Source organism: Pseudomonas quebecensis (assembly GCF_026410085.1).
Lineage (GTDB): Bacteria > Pseudomonadota > Gammaproteobacteria > Pseudomonadales > Pseudomonadaceae > Aquipseudomonas > Aquipseudomonas quebecensis.
The window spans coordinates 5,311,153-5,327,704 of the sequence record NZ_CP112866.1 but is presented as its reverse complement, the minus strand read 5'-3'; the positions used below and the strand labels follow the sequence as shown (position 1 = coordinate 5,327,704).

The 16,552-nt window shown below is 57.0% G+C and carries 15 protein-coding genes; 5 read left to right on the top strand and 10 right to left on the bottom strand.

What is annotated here, in order from left to right:
* Positions 1-9: 9 nt before the first annotated feature.
* The 5 genes from OSC50_RS24670 to mnmG all read right to left on the bottom strand — a co-directional run bounded on the left by OSC50_RS24670 (position 10) and on the right by mnmG (position 4,797).
* Positions 10-417 carry a F0F1 ATP synthase subunit I gene (locus tag OSC50_RS24670; protein WP_010565865.1) on the bottom strand — a complete coding sequence of 136 codons (408 nt, stop codon included), beginning with the start codon at positions 415-417 and terminating at the stop codon, positions 10-12.
* 148 nt (positions 418-565) lie between these two features.
* Positions 566-1,438 carry a ParB/RepB/Spo0J family partition protein gene (locus OSC50_RS24665; RefSeq protein WP_016970690.1) on the bottom strand — a complete coding sequence of 291 codons (873 nt, stop codon included), beginning with the start codon at positions 1,436-1,438 and terminating at the stop codon, positions 566-568.
* Positions 1,439-1,447: 9 nt separating this feature from the next.
* Positions 1,448-2,245, bottom strand: a complete 798-nt coding sequence (locus OSC50_RS24660; protein ID WP_181077561.1) for a ParA family protein — start codon at positions 2,243-2,245, stop codon at positions 1,448-1,450.
* Between the two features lie 18 nt (positions 2,246-2,263).
* The gene (gene rsmG / locus OSC50_RS24655) at positions 2,264-2,908 is read right to left on the bottom strand and encodes a 16S rRNA (guanine(527)-N(7))-methyltransferase RsmG (protein ID WP_253509842.1); all 645 of its coding nucleotides are present in this window, start codon (positions 2,906-2,908) and stop codon (positions 2,264-2,266) included.
* The gene (gene mnmG, locus OSC50_RS24650) at positions 2,905-4,797 is read right to left on the bottom strand and encodes a tRNA uridine-5-carboxymethylaminomethyl(34) synthesis enzyme MnmG (RefSeq protein WP_181077558.1); all 1,893 of its coding nucleotides are present in this window, start codon (positions 4,795-4,797) and stop codon (positions 2,905-2,907) included. The genes rsmG and mnmG overlap by 4 nt, the downstream gene beginning before the upstream one ends.
* Positions 4,798-5,361: 564 nt before the next feature.
* Between mnmG and OSC50_RS24645 the strand changes: the two genes are divergently transcribed.
* From OSC50_RS24645 to OSC50_RS24635, 3 genes are all read left to right on the top strand, one after another.
* A complete protein-coding gene (locus OSC50_RS24645; RefSeq protein ID WP_181077556.1) occupies positions 5,362-5,868 on the top strand; it encodes a sigma-70 family RNA polymerase sigma factor in 507 nt (168 codons plus the stop codon).
* Positions 5,868-6,812, top strand: coding sequence for a FecR domain-containing protein (locus OSC50_RS24640; RefSeq protein ID WP_266247441.1), 945 nt, complete (start codon positions 5,868-5,870; stop codon positions 6,810-6,812). Before OSC50_RS24645 ends, OSC50_RS24640 begins: the two co-directional genes overlap by 1 nt.
* 87 nt (positions 6,813-6,899) lie before the next feature.
* Complete coding sequence (locus OSC50_RS24635) at positions 6,900-9,338, top strand: TonB-dependent siderophore receptor (protein WP_266245191.1); 2,439 nt, start codon at positions 6,900-6,902, stop codon at positions 9,336-9,338.
* A gap of 19 nt (positions 9,339-9,357) precedes the next feature.
* Here OSC50_RS24635 and mnmE read toward each other — a convergent pair whose 3' ends face one another.
* The 5 genes from mnmE to rpmH all read right to left on the bottom strand — a co-directional run bounded on the left by mnmE (position 9,358) and on the right by rpmH (position 13,306).
* Positions 9,358-10,728: a tRNA uridine-5-carboxymethylaminomethyl(34) synthesis GTPase MnmE gene (gene mnmE / locus OSC50_RS24630; RefSeq protein ID WP_181077553.1), complete on the bottom strand. Its 1,371-nt coding sequence runs from the start codon at positions 10,726-10,728 to the stop codon at positions 9,358-9,360.
* A 78-nt stretch (positions 10,729-10,806) separates the two neighbouring features.
* Complete coding sequence (yidC, locus tag OSC50_RS24625; RefSeq protein WP_181077551.1) at positions 10,807-12,510, bottom strand: membrane protein insertase YidC; 1,704 nt, start codon at positions 12,508-12,510, stop codon at positions 10,807-10,809.
* A 2-nt stretch (positions 12,511-12,512) separates the two neighbouring features.
* Complete coding sequence (gene yidD, locus OSC50_RS24620; protein WP_080758814.1) at positions 12,513-12,758, bottom strand: membrane protein insertion efficiency factor YidD; 246 nt, start codon at positions 12,756-12,758, stop codon at positions 12,513-12,515.
* The gene (rnpA, locus tag OSC50_RS24615; protein ID WP_253511954.1) at positions 12,751-13,155 is read right to left on the bottom strand and encodes a ribonuclease P protein component; all 405 of its coding nucleotides are present in this window, start codon (positions 13,153-13,155) and stop codon (positions 12,751-12,753) included. The genes yidD and rnpA overlap by 8 nt, the downstream gene beginning before the upstream one ends.
* 16 nt (positions 13,156-13,171) lie before the next feature.
* The gene (rpmH, locus tag OSC50_RS24610) at positions 13,172-13,306 is read right to left on the bottom strand and encodes a 50S ribosomal protein L34 (protein WP_003213577.1); all 135 of its coding nucleotides are present in this window, start codon (positions 13,304-13,306) and stop codon (positions 13,172-13,174) included.
* Positions 13,307-13,891: 585 nt separating this feature from the next.
* On the opposite strand from rpmH, the gene dnaA reads away from it, so the two are divergent.
* Both dnaA and dnaN read left to right on the top strand, forming a co-directional pair.
* Complete coding sequence (gene dnaA / locus OSC50_RS24605) at positions 13,892-15,409, top strand: chromosomal replication initiator protein DnaA (RefSeq protein WP_181077548.1); 1,518 nt, start codon at positions 13,892-13,894, stop codon at positions 15,407-15,409.
* Positions 15,410-15,447: 38 nt separating this feature from the next.
* A complete protein-coding gene (gene dnaN, locus OSC50_RS24600; protein WP_266245197.1) occupies positions 15,448-16,551 on the top strand; it encodes a DNA polymerase III subunit beta in 1,104 nt (367 codons plus the stop codon).
* Position 16,552: the final 1 nt, after the last annotated feature.

The following is a 16,552-nucleotide window of genomic DNA, read 5'->3' as shown; positions in this document are numbered from 1 at the left end:
TCAAACGCCCTAAGGTTTCGAAAGTCTTGTTTTCATTAGCAGGGGAGCGAACCAGCTGACCAGTTGGGTCAACACGAAGACACCGAATACAGCCAGCGGCGCCAATGGCTTCACACCTGCAAAGGTCAGTGCAAACAGCACTGCCGTCAAAATCAGTTTCCCCGCCTCGCCGGCATAAAAAGACCGGACGATGGCCTGGGCTGCTCGGGCGCCGGAAAACCGAAAGGCCCTGTGAGCAAAATACATATTGGGCAGCAAGGCTATCAGGCCTCCGCAGAGTCCTGAATATCCGGCTACGACTCCATGCCAATACCAAAGCGCCAATGCGGCGATCAGCAGGATGACAAATTGAGCCAATAAAACCGGGAAAACGGCCAAGCGATGGAACGGCAACGTGTTTGGCGTGCGGGTTTCCATCACTCTTGCTCCTCAATGGTCGGCTGCCGGAGATCAATAACTTGGCATAATTTGTGCCGACAAAATGCGCGCAGAGTATAGGGGCGGTTCAGCCCCTATTCAACTGTCGGGTAGTGATTTCCGATCACGCGCTACATAAGCAAATGTTTCAGCGAATGTGGGCAAGGACGCCTTGAAGCTCATCGAGGGAGTTATATCCGATGACCAGTTGGCCTTTGCCCTTCTTACCGTGGCGAATTTGCACCGCAGAGCCCAGGCGCTCGGCCAGGCGCTGCTCGAGACGCGCGATATCCGGATCAGGTTTGGCCGTTTCAACCGGTGCAGGTTTACCGCTGAGCCACTGCCGAACCAAGGCCTCGGTCTGACGAACGGTGAGCCCCCGTGCGACAACGTGTCGCGCCCCTTCAACCTGTTGATTTTCCGGCAAACCTAGCAATGCACGGGCATGGCCCATTTCCAGGTCGCCATGGGACAACATGGTCTTGATGACTTCCGGCAGCGCGATCAGGCGCAGCAGGTTGGAGACGGTTACGCGGGATTTACCTACCGCCTCGGCCACCTGTTGCTGGGTCAGCTGGAATTCCTGCTGCAAACGCTGCAACGCAATCGCTTCTTCGATGGGGTTGAGGTCTTCACGCTGGATATTCTCGATCAAGGCCATGGCGATCGCGGTTTCGTCGGGCACATCGCGGACCATTGCCGGGATGGTTTCCTTGCCCGCCTGTTGGCTTGCACGCCAGCGGCGCTCGCCGGCGATGATTTCAAAGCGCCCACCACCGATCGGGCGGACCACGATGGGCTGCATCACGCCCTGGGCCTTGATCGAATTGGCCAGTTCTTCCAGCGCCTGGGGATCCATGTCCCGGCGCGGCTGGTATTTACCGCGCTGGATCAGGTCCAGGGGCAGGTGCTGCAACTCGCGCTCGTCGGCCTGCACCGCCTGTTCTTCAAGCGACGTGACGGTCGGACCACTCAACAGTGCATCCAGTCCACGTCCTAGACCTCGTTTCTTGACGGCCATGGGGATTCCTTAAGTTGGCTGGGCAGCAGCGGTGCGTGAATTGCGGCGTTGGCGACGGACCATCTCGCCGGCCAGTGCCAGGTAAGCAATGGCACCACGCGACGATTTGTCGTAAGCCAGGGCCGGCATGCCGTAGCTCGGTGCTTCGGCCAAGCGGATGTTGCGCGGGATCACCGTGTCGTAAAGCTGATCGCCGAAATGTTCCTTGAGCTGGGCCGAAACATCGTTCATCAGGCTCAGGCGCGGATCGTACATGGTTCGCAGCAGACCCTCGACTTGCAGGTTCGGGTTGAGCAACTCGGCAATCCGCTTGATGTTATCCACAAGATCGCTCAAACCTTCCAATGCAAAATATTCGCACTGCATGGGAATAATGACCCCGTCGGCGGCGACCAGGGCGTTGAGCGTCAGCATCGACAGCGAGGGCGGGCAGTCGATCAGAATGTAATCGTAATTCTCGCGGATCGGTGCCAGGGCGCTGCGCAGACGGCTTTCTTTCATCTGCATTTCCAGCAGCACCACTTCCGCCGCGGTCAGGTCGCGGTTGGCCGGCAGCAGTTGATAACCGCCGTGTTCGGAGTAGTGCATGGCCTGGGCCAGGTCGCACTCACCGATCAGCAAGTCATAGACCGAGTTTTCCAGGCCGTGTTTATCCACACCGCTGCCCATGGTGGCGTTGCCCTGTGGATCAAGATCGATCAACAGCACCCGGCGCTTGGTGGCCACCAGGGATGCTGCGAGGTTGATGCAGGTGGTGGTTTTGCCCACGCCACCTTTCTGGTTCGCTATCGCGAATACCTTAGCCATTCTTGCTTGTGTTCCCAATCATGCCGTGCGGCGCAGTATCAGCAGATGGCGTTGGCCTTGGCAACCGGGTACGGCCAAGGCGTGTTCGCTATCGAGGTGGAAGTCTGCCGGCAATGCTAACAGCTCATCGCTTGGATGGACGCCCTTCATTGCCAGCCAGCGGGTGTCGTGGTCGCCCAGGTGGCGGGTCCAGTTACTGAAGTTCTCCATGCTACTGAACGCCCGGGAGACAATTCCGTTGAAGGGCAGCTCTGGCGTGAAGGCTTCAACGCGGCTGTGGATAACCTGCAGGTTTTCCAGCTTGAGTTCGAGTTTGACCTGGGTCAGAAAGCGCGTCTTCTTGCCGTTACTGTCCAGACACGTGACCTGTGACTCCGGAAACAGGATAGCCAGGGGAATGCCCGGCATGCCGCCGCCACTGCCCACGTCGAGCCAGCGACCGTTTTTTATAAACGGCATGACACTCAAGCTGTCGAGCAAATGACGCGAGACCATTTCGTCGGGATCACGGACTGCGGTGAGGTTGTAAGCCTTGTTCCATTTGATCAACAGGGCCAGATAACCCAGCAGCAACTCGTGCTGGGCTTCGGTCAAGTCCACGCCCAATTGGCGCGCTCCTGTGGATAACTCTTCGGCGTGTTGCAAGGTAACCAACGAACTCAAGCGCTTTGCTCCAACTGACGGCCCGCGCCGCGTTTTTTCAAATGAATCATCAACAGCGAGATCGCTGCCGGGGTGACGCCGGGGATGCGTGAAGCCTGGCCCAGGGTCTCGGGGCGAGTTATCCCCAGCTTGCTTTGAATTTCTTTCGACAGCCCGGAGATGCCGGTGTAATCGATATCCACAGGCAGCCTGGTGTCTTCACTGGCGCGCAGGCGAGCGATTTCGTCCTGCTGGCGATCAATGTAGCCGGCGTACTTGGTCTTGATTTCGACCTGCTCGGCGACCTGTGGATCTTCTGCACCATGGCCTGTCACTTCGACCAGGCCAGCGTAGTCGATTTCCGGGCGGGACAGCAGGTTCAGCAGGTTGTACTCGTGGGTCAACGGCGTTCCGAATTTTTCCGCAATCGCGTCGCCCTGCTCGGTGCCCGGACGAACCCAGGTACTTTTCAGGCGCTGCTCTTCCAGCGCGATGCTTTCGCGTTTTTTGCAGAAGGCGGCCCAGCGCGCATCGTCGACCAGGCCGAGCTCGCGACCTTTTTCGGTCAGGCGCAGATCGGCATTGTCTTCGCGCAGGATCAAACGGTATTCCGCTCGGGAGGTAAACATCCGGTACGGTTCCTGGGTGCCCAGGGTAATCAGGTCGTCGACCAATACACCGATGTAAGCCTCATCGCGACGCGGGCACCAGCTGTCTTTGCCTTGTGCACGCAGTGCCGCGTTCGCCCCGGCCAGCAAACCTTGGGCGCCGGCTTCTTCGTAACCGGTGGTGCCGTTGATTTGCCCGGCGAAGAACAAACCGCCGATTACTTTGGTTTCGAGGCTGTATTTCAAGTCGCGCGGGTCGAAGTAGTCATATTCGATGGCGTAACCCGGCCGCACGATGTGTGCGTTTTCCATGCCGCGAATCGATTGCACGATCTGAATTTGCACATCGAACGGCAGCGAGGTGGAAATCCCGTTCGGGTACAACTCGTGGGTCGTCAGGCCTTCGGGCTCGATAAAGACCTGATGGCTTTCCTTGTCGGCAAAACGGTGGATCTTGTCTTCGATCGACGGGCAGTAGCGTGGGCCAATGCCTTCGATCACGCCGGAATACATCGGTGAACGGTCGAGGTTCGCCGCGATGATCTCGTGAGTACGGGCGTTGGTGTGGGTAATCCAGCAGCTGACCTGTTTCGGGTGCTGCTCCTTGGAACCCATGAACGACATCACTGGAATCGGCGTGTCGCCCGCTTGTTCGGTCATCACCGAGAAATCCACGGAACGTCCGTCGATACGCGGTGGCGTTCCGGTTTTCAAGCGGCCGACACGCAGCGGCAATTCACGCAGGCGTTTGGCCAGAGCAATTGAGGGTGGATCACCCGCGCGGCCACCCGAATAGTTCTGCATGCCGATGTGGATAAGTCCCCCGAGGAACGTACCGGTGGTCAACACGACGGATTGCGCGAAGAAACGCAGACCCATCTGGGTGACGACACCGCGGACCTGGTCCTGCTCGACAATCAGGTCATCCGCAGCCTGCTGAAATATCCACAGGTTCGGCTGGTTTTCCAAGGTTTCGCGTACTGCGGCCTTGTACAGGATGCGGTCGGCCTGTGCGCGAGTCGCACGCACGGCCGGGCCTTTGCGGCTGTTGAGCACGCGAAATTGAATACCCCCTTTATCGGTGGCCATGGCCATCGCGCCGCCGAGGGCGTCAATTTCCTTGACCAGGTGGCTTTTGCCGATGCCACCGATGGCAGGGTTGCAACTCATCGCACCGAGGGTTTCCACGTTATGCGTGAGCAACAGGGTTTTGACGCCCATGCGTGCTGACGCCAGTGCTGCCTCGGTACCGGCATGACCGCCGCCGATGACGATCACTTCAAAACGGGAAGGGAAATCCACCACGCACCTCGTGCCTGCTTATGTAGGTAATCAGGAATTGTCTGTTGAAAGAGTTTTGCAGCTTTGGCGGCAAGTATAGGGACTTAGCCCTTCCTAAAGAACCCTTTGCACAAAATTTAACCAGCTGTGGATGAATCACAGACAATAGAAATTAAAAGAGAGAAATTTATTAAATCTTTGTTTTTATGTTTATTTCTACTGAGCACCATTTCTGTGGATAGATTGCTCAAACCCTCTAAATACGTTGTGTACAGCGTTTCAAAAGTCTGTGGTCATGTGCCGATGAGCGCGGTGGGTAACTGATTTAAGCCTGTGGATTAAACCATCACTTATCCACAGATGAGTTTATCATGACTTTTTAAGCCCTGTTATCAACCGGGCACAGAGCGGCTTACCCACAGGGCTTAACCCGGCTTTTTTCTTCATTCATCCTGAATTCAGCCCACGAGAAAGCCTCGGTTACCTTCGGATCCGATGCAGACCACTTCAATGAAAGACCTATTGTGGGACACCCTCGCCGCAGTTAATAATAGCGATTATCATTAACCTGCCCACTGCGCCCCTATGTCCCCTCCTACTCATACGGCAGCTGTTCAGAACATCTACGAGGAACACCACACGTGGTTACAGGGGTGGCTCAAAGGTAAATTGCATAACGCCTGCGATGCAGCCGATGTTGCCCACGATACGTTCGTGCGTATTTTAGGTGGACGACATGCCTCCCAGATCCTCGAACCGCGGGATTACCTGGCCACGATCGCCAGGGGTCTGGTGATTGATCGTTATCGCCGCCATACCATCGAACAGGCCTATAAGGAGGCTTTGGCCGAGCGCCCTGAACCCACTGTTGTCAGTGAAGAGGACAGGGCGATCATCATCGAAACCCTGACGGCTGTGGATAAAGCCCTGCATGGACTCGGGGCGCGCGCGCGAAGGATCTTCATGCTGTCTCAGTTCGAGGGGCTGACTTATCAACAGATCGCCGATCAATTACAGGTTTCGCTGACCACGGTGAAGAAACACATGATCCGGGCGTTTACCGAATGTTCATTGATCCTGGCCAGCAGCTGATGGCCGCTCCCGATCGCGAAACCTTTGAAGCCGCCGCCACTTGGTATGTGCAATTTCAGTCCCAAGCTCCCACCCCCGCCGAACGTCATGCCTGGCAGCAATGGCTGAACCGCGATCCTTCCCATCTGGTTGCATGGAATCAGCTGGAACATCTGCAACGCAGCCTGGGTGCGCTGCCCCAGGACGTCACTCGCCGTGCGCTATCAACCACCCAGCAACGTCGGCAAGTACTCAAATGGCTGCTGGTTCTTGGCGGTAGTGGCTATCTCGGCTGGAACATCCAACAACATAGCCGCGTTGGAACAGTGTGGGCCGACTACCGCACACCGGTTGGTGGACGGCAACATATCCAATTGGCCGATGGCACCCGAATCGAACTCAATACCCGCTCGGCGATTGACGTGATAGTCGACGAACGGCAACGCTTGATTCGCCTACGCGAGGGTGAGGTGCTTATCCACACCGGCAAGTTGGGCGCACAGGCACCGTTTTATGTTGAGACTCGCCAGGGGCGGGTCCAGGCGTTGGGCACTCGGTTTACTGTGCGCCAGCTGGCCGATTCCACTCGGGTAGGCGTATTGGAAGATCGAGTACAGGTGTCCCCGGCCGACAAACCCGACTCCGGCCTGCTGCTCAATGCGGGCCAAAGCGCCGACTTTGATCGGCTCAAGGTGAGTCCGATCCGTCCTTATGCTGCCGTTCAGGCCGCCTGGGTCGACGGGCAATTAATCGTGCTGGATGCACCGCTTGGGGATGTAATCCACGAATTGGCGCGCTATAGGTCCGGTGTCCTGCAGTGCGACACGGTCTCGGCGCACCTGCGCGTCTCCGGTACGTTCCGCCTGGACGCCACTGATGCAGTGTTGGCCAACCTGCAGGCCACCTTGCCTATCCAGGTGAAATACTTCACACGCTACTGGGTTTCGATAGCACCGATGGTTTGATTAAAAAATCACACGAGGGGTTATCTTTTTCCTAGCTGGAACGGCCCTACAGGTAATTACGACGATACCTTCAGGGTCTATCCACCAATGCGCCTTCCCACCCAGCTACGCCAGCGACTTTCCTGCCACGGCTTGACCTACGGTCTGCTGATTGCTACCGCCGCCACAGCCGGCACCGTATTTGCCACCGGCGCCTTGGCCGCCAGTGCGGTGCGGCATTTCTCCATTGCGGCCGGTCCGCTGGACAGGGCTTTGAGCCAGTTTGCCGCCAGCGCGAACGTGATCCTATCTTTCTCCCCGGAGCAAACCGCACGGCTAACCACCCCTGGTATTGAAGGCGATTACTCGATCGATCAGGGATTCGCATTGTTGCTGCAAAACTCAGGGTTGACGGCTTCCGTTCAAGCCCCCGGCAGCTACGTATTGCAGGCAGCTCCTGCGGGCCAACTCACCCTTGCGGCGACGACGGTGAGTACTTATCAACAAACTGGTTTCAACCAGGATATCGCTGCAGATGTAGGCTATAAGGCGCAAAACAGTCGGATCGGCACCAAGACCAGTACCCCGTTGTCGGAAACACCGCGCTCGGTGTCGGTGGTCACCGGCCAACGCATTAAGGACCAAAAGGCGCAAAGTCTGACGCAAGTGCTGGGATATGTTCCCGGCATCTTCGCGCCCCCCTTTGCCGCCGGCGACAGTCTGGCAGGCGATCTGTTCTTTATCCGCGGTTTCAATGCCACTGATTATGGCTACGGTCTGCTGCGAGATGGCCTGCGTGTGCAGGGCAACCGGTACGACACCACCAGCGAACCCTATGGCTTGGAGCGGGTCGAGGTTTTCCGTGGCCCCTCCTCCCTGCTGTATGGCGAGAACGCTCCTGGTGGCCTGGTAAACCTGGTGAGCAAACATCCAACGGCCACGCCCCAGGGCGAGGTGCAACTGGGGTATGGTTCCAATAATCGTCGCCAACTGGGTGTGGATATCTCGGGTCCGCTCAGCGATAACGATAACGTCCTCGGCAGACTGGTGATGCTGGGCCGCAAGTCCGATACGCAAACCGACCATGTACCGGACGACCGCCTCTATATCGCGCCTTCCTTGACGCTTAACTTCGACGATTACAACAGCCTGACCCTGTTGGCCAATTACCAGAAGGACCACACCAACCTGGAACTCGGCCTGCCGGCTGCAGGCACCTTGCTCACAAACCCCAACGGCAAGCTCTCCAAGCACACAATGCTCGGTAATCCGGACTGGAATACCTTTGAGCGTGAAAGCTGGAGCACCGGCTACGAGTTCAGCCACAGCTTTAATGATGACTGGCAGTTCCGCCAGAACTCACGCTATATGCAATCGCGCATCGACCGCCATGAAACCTGGCCCAGCGCCCTGAATAATCGCGGCTTCGGCACTCAGTTGAACATGACGGCCTACGACCGTTACAACAAGTCGATGGTGTACTCCCTGGATAACCAGCTGGAAGGCAAATTCCAGATGGGCAACTTGGAAAATACCGTGCTGTTGGGCGCCAGCTATGACCGCACCTCGTTCAATCAGGACTGGGATGCGGGTTTCGCGGGAACCATCAATGTGTTCAACCCTGTGTACCTGCGCGATCCGCTGACCCCCGTCGCCGTACAAAACACCTTGCTTGAACAACAGATGAAAGGGGTTTATGCACAGGTCCAGAGCAAATACGACCATTGGCTGTTCTTACTCGGCGGTCGTCAGGACTGGGTCGACAGCGAATTTCGCGACAAGGTGAATACCGCCAGCGATACTCGCTCAGAAGATCGAAAATTCACCTATCAGGGCGGGGTGATGTACCAGTTCGACAACGGTTTGACGCCGTATGTCAGCTACTCCACCGCGTTTGTACCGGTCCAGCAGATCTCGAATGCCGGCTCGCCATTGAAGCCGATCACCAGCAGCCAATACGAAGTGGGCGTTAAATACGAACCGATCGGCTGGGACACGGCAATGACACTGTCGGTGTATGACCTGCGTAAACAGGACGACACCTACCTCGACGCCACCACCAATAGTTATCGGCAGGTGGGCGAAAGCCGTGCAAAGGGTGTGGAGGTGGAGGTCAACAGCAACCTCACGCCAAATCTGAATCTGACGGCGGCTTATACCTACACGGATGCGCGTATTACCAAAGACTCGGCTGCATCACTGGTCGAAGGCCATCAGATGACCGGTGTGCCGCGCAACCAGGCTTCCGTTTGGAGCAAATATCGCTTCCTTGAAGGAGGTCTCAAAGGCTTATCCCTGGGCGGTGGCGTGCGCTATTTCGACAGTACTTTTTCCTACACCGCACCGACGCTGTACGGCAAGCTGGACGCAGGGAGTGTCACGTTGGTGGATGCCGCCATCGGTTACCAGATCGACAAGAACTGGTCCGTGGATTTAAACGCCAAGAACCTCTTCGATAAAGAATACGTGTCGGGTTGCAACGATGCGGGCCGTTGCTACTGGGGGGAAAGTCGCACCTTGCTTGGTACCCTCTCCTACAACTGGTAGAGCAATTGTGGATAACATTTCACTTGCCGATACAGAAGCTTGAAAAAATCCGCCCCAGCAAATCATCCGAGCTGAAGGCGCCCGTGATTTCTCCCAGCAGCTGCTGAGCCTGGCGCAGATCCTCGGCCAGCAGCTCTCCCGCCCCCGCCAGGGTCAGTTGCGCACGCCCGTGCTCAAGAGCCGCGCTGGCATGGCGCAACGCCTCAAGGTGCCGCCGGCGAGCGCTGAAGCTGCTTTCGGAGGTCTGCTCGTAGCCCATGCAAGCTTTGAGATGATCACGCAGCAGTTCCAGCCCCTCACCCGCCGACCTGGCGCTAAGACTGATGGTGACATGGCCATCCTCACTGGTTTCCAACGCTACGGCCTCCCCTGTGAGGTCGGCCTTGTTGCGGATCAACGTGACATTGGCCGGATCTGGCCTTTGCTCGAGGAACTCCGGCCATAAAGCGAAAGGATCGGCAGCCTCGGGCGCCGTGGCATCCACCACCAACAACACCCGGTCCGCTTCACCGATGGCCTTGAGTGCTCGCTCAACGCCAATTTTTTCAACGTGGTCATCGGTGTCGCGCAAGCCAGCGGTATCGACCACATGCAATGGCATGCCATCGATGTGGATATGTTCGCGCAGGATATCCCGCGTGGTCCCTGCGATTTCAGTCACGATGGCGGCTTCACGCCCCGCGAGGGCGTTCAATAGGCTGGACTTGCCGGCATTGGGACGTCCTGCGATTACCACAGTCATACCATCACGCAGCAAAGCGCCCTGTCCCGCTTCACGCAGGACTGTGGATAACTCGTCTCGAACTTTGTCCAGCATCGCCAAAACGTGCCCATCGGCAAGAAAATCGATTTCCTCTTCCGGGAAATCAATCGCCGCTTCGACGTAGATACGCAAGCCGATAAGTTGCTCTGTGAGGTTGTGCACACGCTGGGAAAAAGCGCCCTGTAATGAACGCAACGCATTGCGTGCCGCCTGTGCGGAACTGGCCTCGATCAAATCCGCAATGGCTTCGGCCTGGGCCAGGTCGAGCTTGTCATTCAAGAACGCGCGCTCGCTGAATTCCCCCGGTCGAGCAAGGCGGCAACCCAACTGTAGGCAACGCTGTAACAGCATATCGAGCACCACCGGGCCGCCGTGGCCTTGCAGTTCAAGCACATCCTCACCGGTAAACGAATTCGGGCCTGGAAAATACAGCGCCAGGCCTTCGTCCAATACTTCGTTATCGGCGTTCAGGAATGGACCGTAATGGGCATATCGCGGCTTAAGATCTCGCCCGCTGATGGCGCTGGCAGCCACGCCGGCAAGCGGCCCGGAAATTCGAACGATACCGACGCCGCCGCGACCTTGAGCGGTAGCGACAGCAGCGATGGTTTCACGAGGAGCGCTCATCAACAGGTTCCAGAACAAAAGTGACGGAAAGCAAAACGCCCCACTAGGGGGCGTCTTGAGTGGTTATCCACAGAGTAATTACGCCGCGGCTTTTTGGGTAGCCGCTTCGATTTTACGTGTGATGTACCACTGTTGAGTAATCGACAACACGTTGTTGACCACCCAGTACAGGACCAGACCAGCCGGGAACCACAGGAAGAAGAAGGTGAAGATGATCGGCATCATTTTCATCACCTTGGCCTGCATCGGATCCGGAGGTGTCGGGTTCAGGCGCTGCTGGATAAACATGGTCGCGCCCATGATGATCGGCAGGATAAAGAACGGGTCTTTGATCGACAGGTCAGTTATCCACAGCATGAACGGTGCCTGACGCATTTCCACGCTTTCCAGGAGTACCCAGTACAGCGACAGGAACACCGGCATCTGCACCAGAATCGGCAAGCATCCACCCAGCGGGTTGATCTTCTCTTTCTTGTACAGCTCCATCATGGCCTGGGACATTTTCTGCCGGTCATCGCCATGTTGCTCTTTCAGCGCAGCCAGCTTCGGCGCCACCGCACGCATGCGCGCCATCGACTTGTAGCTGGCGGCCGACAGAGGGAAGAAGATCCCTTTGATCAGCATGGTCAGGAAGATGATCGACCAGCCCCAGTTACCGACGATGCTGTGGATATGTTGCAGCAACCAGAAAATCGGCTGGGCAATGAACCACAGAATGCCGTAGTCCACAGTCAGCTCCAGACCTGGGGACAACTCTTTGAGTACCGCTTGGCTTTTCGGACCGGCATACAGCGTAGCGCTGGTTTCAGCCTTGGCACCTGGCGCGACGGTCAACGACGGGCCGGTGTAGCCAATAATGTAGTTACCCTTGGTGTCCTTGCGGGCCAGAACCACGTTGTTCTGGCCTGGTTGTGGAATCCACGCGGTAACGAAATAGTGCTGCAACCAGGCAACCCAGCCGCCGTTCACGTTATACGTGATGGCTGGCTTGGTCTTGTCTTCGTTCACCTTGTCCATGTCTTTCATGGACACTTTTTTGTAGGGTTCCGAACTTGTCCACAGGGCGGCGCCCAGGTAAGTCGCAGTACCCGTCGCGGTGCTTGACGAAGGATCGGAGCTGGCGTCGCGCTTGAGTTGCGCAAACATCGCACCATTCCAAGGCTGGGCGCTTTGGTTGTCGATCAGGTAGGTAACGACGATATCGTACAGGCCACGCTTGAGCGTGAACCGCTTGATGTAATTGACGCCGTCCTTGCTGAACTTGAGGTCTACGACCAATTGGTCCTGACCATCAGCCAGTTGATAACTTTTCTTCTCCGAGGAGAACACTGGGCGGCCGGACTGGCTGGCATCAGGTCCATTTGCGCCGATCAGACCGCTTTGGGCCTGATAAACACGCTCGCCACCGTTATCGAACAGCTGGAATGGAATTTCCGGATGGTCTTGACGGCGTGGGTAAAGCGGCAGCGTCAACTTGGCAACGTCACCACCTTGCGGATCGACCGCCAGGTCCAGCACATCCGTTTTGATCTGGATGAGGTCGGTGCTTGCTGCAACTGGAACTTCGGCGGGCGCTTTGGCTTCGCCTGCTGCGCGTGGAATGTCATCACTGGCGGCAGCATTTGTGCCACTTGCAGCGTCGGGAAGACCCGCAGGTGCAGTGTTGACGGCAACATTCTGAGTCGGCAGGGCAGCCTGGCCATAGTCCTGGTTCCACTTAAGAACCATGACGTAGGACACGATTGCCAGGGCGACGATCAGGATCGTGCGTTTAATATCCATGATTACTCGGCCATCGAAGAAGAACGGGAGGTAGGGACAGGTGGAACCGGGTCATAACCACCGGGATTCCACGGATGACAGCGACCTAAACGACGAAAGGTCAGCCAGCCACCGCGCAGAAGACCATGATTTTCTATGGCTTCTAACGCGTAGCAGGAACAACTGGGGTAGAAACGACAGTGGTTTGCCATCAGAGGACTAATGGCATAGCGATAAAACTGGATCGGAACGAGTGCCAGTTTACGCATCGTTGCTGTCTACCCCTACAGTTTCGGGGCTACCTGGAGGTGCTGGCTTGTGGGTACGCGCCAGACGTTTCCAGAGCTTGCCGAAATGCTGAATCAATTCGGGGTTTTCTACATCCCCCAAGCCTTTGCGCGCGACGATAACAATATCCCAACCAACCAGAGTGTCCTGGTGGAGGCGAAACGATTCGCGCATCAGACGCTTGAGGCGATTGCGCTCAACGGAGAGCTTTACGCTCTTTTTGCCGATCACCAACCCGAGACGGGGGTGATCCAGATCGTTGTTACGCGCAAGGAGCAGGAGATTTTTCCCCGGAACCTTGCCGGTGGGGGAGTCAAAGACTGCCTTGAAGTGCCGGGGGGTTAGCAGACGCTTTTCCCGACTGAAGTCCTGACTCACCACCAGTGCCGGATTATCAAACTGCCAGACGCGCACGACCTTTGGCGCGACGACGCGACAGGACGGCACGACCGTTCTTGGTGGCCATGCGGGCACGGAAGCCGTGGGTACGGGCGCGTTTGATGGTGCTGGGTTGGAAAGTACGTTTCATGGCGTTGTTACCTGGTTCGTCCACAACGGGCCGGAATGGCCCCCGTTTTAAGAGACCGGCGATTCTAGAGAAAGCAAGCCTCTAGGTCAATTTCCAACCAGCTTTTCCTTCAATTAGATCTTCAGGAGCGCGAGCGTGCTTTGCTTGGCCCGCGCCTCCATCAGTGCCGACCTAGATATAAAAATAAAGAAGGAAGTTATTTAAAGCTTTTCTGTAAAGCTTATAAAAGCTAGGTAGGCGATCATCTGTGGATAACTGGATGCAGCCCATATTTCACGTGCTGTACAGAGAATGACAACACGGGGGAGAAACGGTGCTCTGCCTGTGCTGCGCTGTCGGATAAGCTGTGTGTGAAAGCGGGTGTTATCCACAGCGCGGTTACCCACAGACTTTCGACCCCACTTGTGCAACGAGCTCAGGGCCGCTTATCCACAGAGCTTATGCACAGACCGCCGGTCGGCTTTTTCAAGGTTAAGGCATTGATTTTGGCCGGTGTGTGGGCAACCTACATGTGGATAAGTGGGCGGCTGGCCGCTACAATGGCGGCTGTTTTTGCCTCACCGGCTTTCAACTTAGGGGATATCCGTGTCAGTGGAACTTTGGCAGCAGTGCGTAGAGCTTTTGCGCGATGAGCTGCCTGCCCAGCAATTCAACACCTGGATCCGTCCGCTACAGGTCGAAGCCGAAGGCGACGAGTTGCGCGTCTATGCGCCCAACCGGTTTGTTCTGGACTGGGTCAACGAGAAGTACTTGAGCCGCGTTCTTGAATTGCTCGACGAGCACGGCAACGGGCTCGCTCCCGCGCTCTCCTTATTAATAGGCAGCAAACGCAGCTCTGCGCCTCGCGCGGCACCCAATGCACCTTTGGCCGCTGCCGCGTCCCAGGCTCAGGCGGCCTCCGCCCCGGTGACCTCGGCTCCTGCAGCAGCGCCGGCAACCTCCAGATCGTCGGCGCAGAAAAATGCGCCAGAGCAAGAAGAGCCTTCGCGTGACAGCTTCGACCCGATGGCGGGCGCCAGTTCCCAGCAGGCTCCGGTTCGCGCCGAACAGCGTACAGTGCAGGTCGAAGGCGCACTCAAGCACACCAGCTACCTGAACCGAACGTTCACCTTCGAAAATTTCGTCGAGGGTAAATCCAACCAGTTGGCGCGAGCCGCTGCCTGGCAGGTCGCCGATAACCCCAAGCATGGCTACAACCCACTCTTCCTTTATGGCGGCGTTGGCTTGGGTAAGACCCACTTGATGCATGCAGTGGGCAATCATCTATTAAAGAAGAACCCGAATGCCAAGGTTGTATACCTGCACTCGGAGCGCTTCGTGGCCGACATGGTCAAGGCCTTGCAGCTCAACGCGATCAACGAGTTCAAGCGTTTCTATCGCTCCGTTGACGCCTTGCTGATCGATGACATCCAATTTTTCGCACGCAAAGAACGTTCGCAGGAGGAGTTTTTCCATACCTTCAACGCCCTGCTCGAAGGTGGCCAGCAGGTCATTCTGACCAGTGATCGTTACCCGAAGGAAATCGAAGGTCTGGAAGAACGCTTGAAGTCGCGCTTCGGCTGGGGGCTCACCGTTGCGGTGGAGCCGCCGGAGCTGGAAACCCGCGTGGCGATCCTGATGAAAAAGGCCGACCAGGCTAAGGTGGATCTTCCTCACGACGCTGCGTTCTTTATCGCTCAACGCATTCGCTCCAACGTGCGTGAACTCGAAGGCGCGCTCAAGCGGGTGATCGCCCACTCGCACTTCATGGGGCGCGACATTACCATCGAGTTGATTCGCGAATCCTTGAAGGACCTGTTGGCCCTGCAGGACAAACTGGTGAGTGTGGATAACATCCAGCGCACGGTGGCCGAGTACTACAAGATCAAGATATCCGATCTGTTGTCCAAGCGCCGCTCGCGCTCTGTGGCGCGTCCGCGCCAGGTGGCAATGGCCCTTTCCAAGGAATTGACCAACCACAGTCTGCCGGAAATCGGGGATGTATTTGGCGGTCGCGACCACACCACGGTTTTGCACGCATGCCGCAAGATCAATGAACTTAAGGAATCCGACGCGGATATTCGCGAGGACTACAAGAACCTGCTGCGTACACTGACTACGTGATGACACCAGCGCAGCTTATTAAGGCAAGGGACTAGACCATGCATTTCACCATTCAACGCGAAGCCCTGTTGAAACCCCTGCAACTGGTCGCAGGCGTCGTCGAGCGCCGCCAGACCTTGCCGGTGCTCTCTAACGTATTGCTGGTGGTCGAAGGCCAGCAATTGTCCCTGACCGGTACTGACCTTGAAGTCGAGCTGGTGGGCCGTGTGCAGCTGGAAGAACCTGCCGAACCCGGTGAAATCACCGTTCCGGCACGCAAGCTGATGGACATCTGCAAAAGCCTGCCGAACGATGCGCTGATCGACATCAAAGTCGATGAGCAGAAGTTGGTGGTCAAGGCCGGTCGTAGCCGCTTTACCCTGTCCACGCTGCCAGCCAATGATTTCCCGACTGTTGAAGAAGGCCCGGGCTCGCTGACCTGCAGCCTGGAGCAAAGCAAGCTGCGCCGTTTGATCGAGCGTACCAGCTTCGCCATGGCTCAGCAGGACGTGCGTTACTACCTCAACGGCATGCTGCTTGAAGTCTCCGAAGGCGTTATCCGCGCTGTCGCAACCGACGGTCATCGCCTGGCGATGTGCTCGATGCGCGCCGACATCGGCCAGCCTGATCGTCACCAGGTTATCGTGCCCCGCAAAGGTATTCTCGAGCTGGCGCGTTTGCTCACCGAGCCGGACGGCAACGTCAGCATCGTGCTGGGCCAGCACCACATTCGCGCCACCACCGGCGAATTCACCTTTACCTCCAAGCTGGTTGACGGCAAGTTCCCGGACTACGAGCGCGTGCTGCCCAAAGGTGGTGACAAGTTGGTGGTGGGCGATCGTCAGGCACTGCGTGAAGCATTCAGTCGTACGGCTATTCTCTCCAACGAAAAGTACCGTGGTATCCGCCTGCAACTGGCCAATGGTCAGCTGAAAATCCAGGCCAATAACCCGGAGCAGGAAGAAGCGGAAGAAGAAGTGGGCGTTGACTACAACGGTGGCTCGCTGGAAATCGGCTTTAACGTCAGCTACCTGCTCGATGTCCTGGGCGTAATGACCACCGAACAAGTTCGCTTGATCCTTTCGGACTCCAACAGCAGCGCGTTGGTACAGGAATCCGACAACGACGACTCGGCTTACGTTGTCATGCCGATGCGCCTGTAAC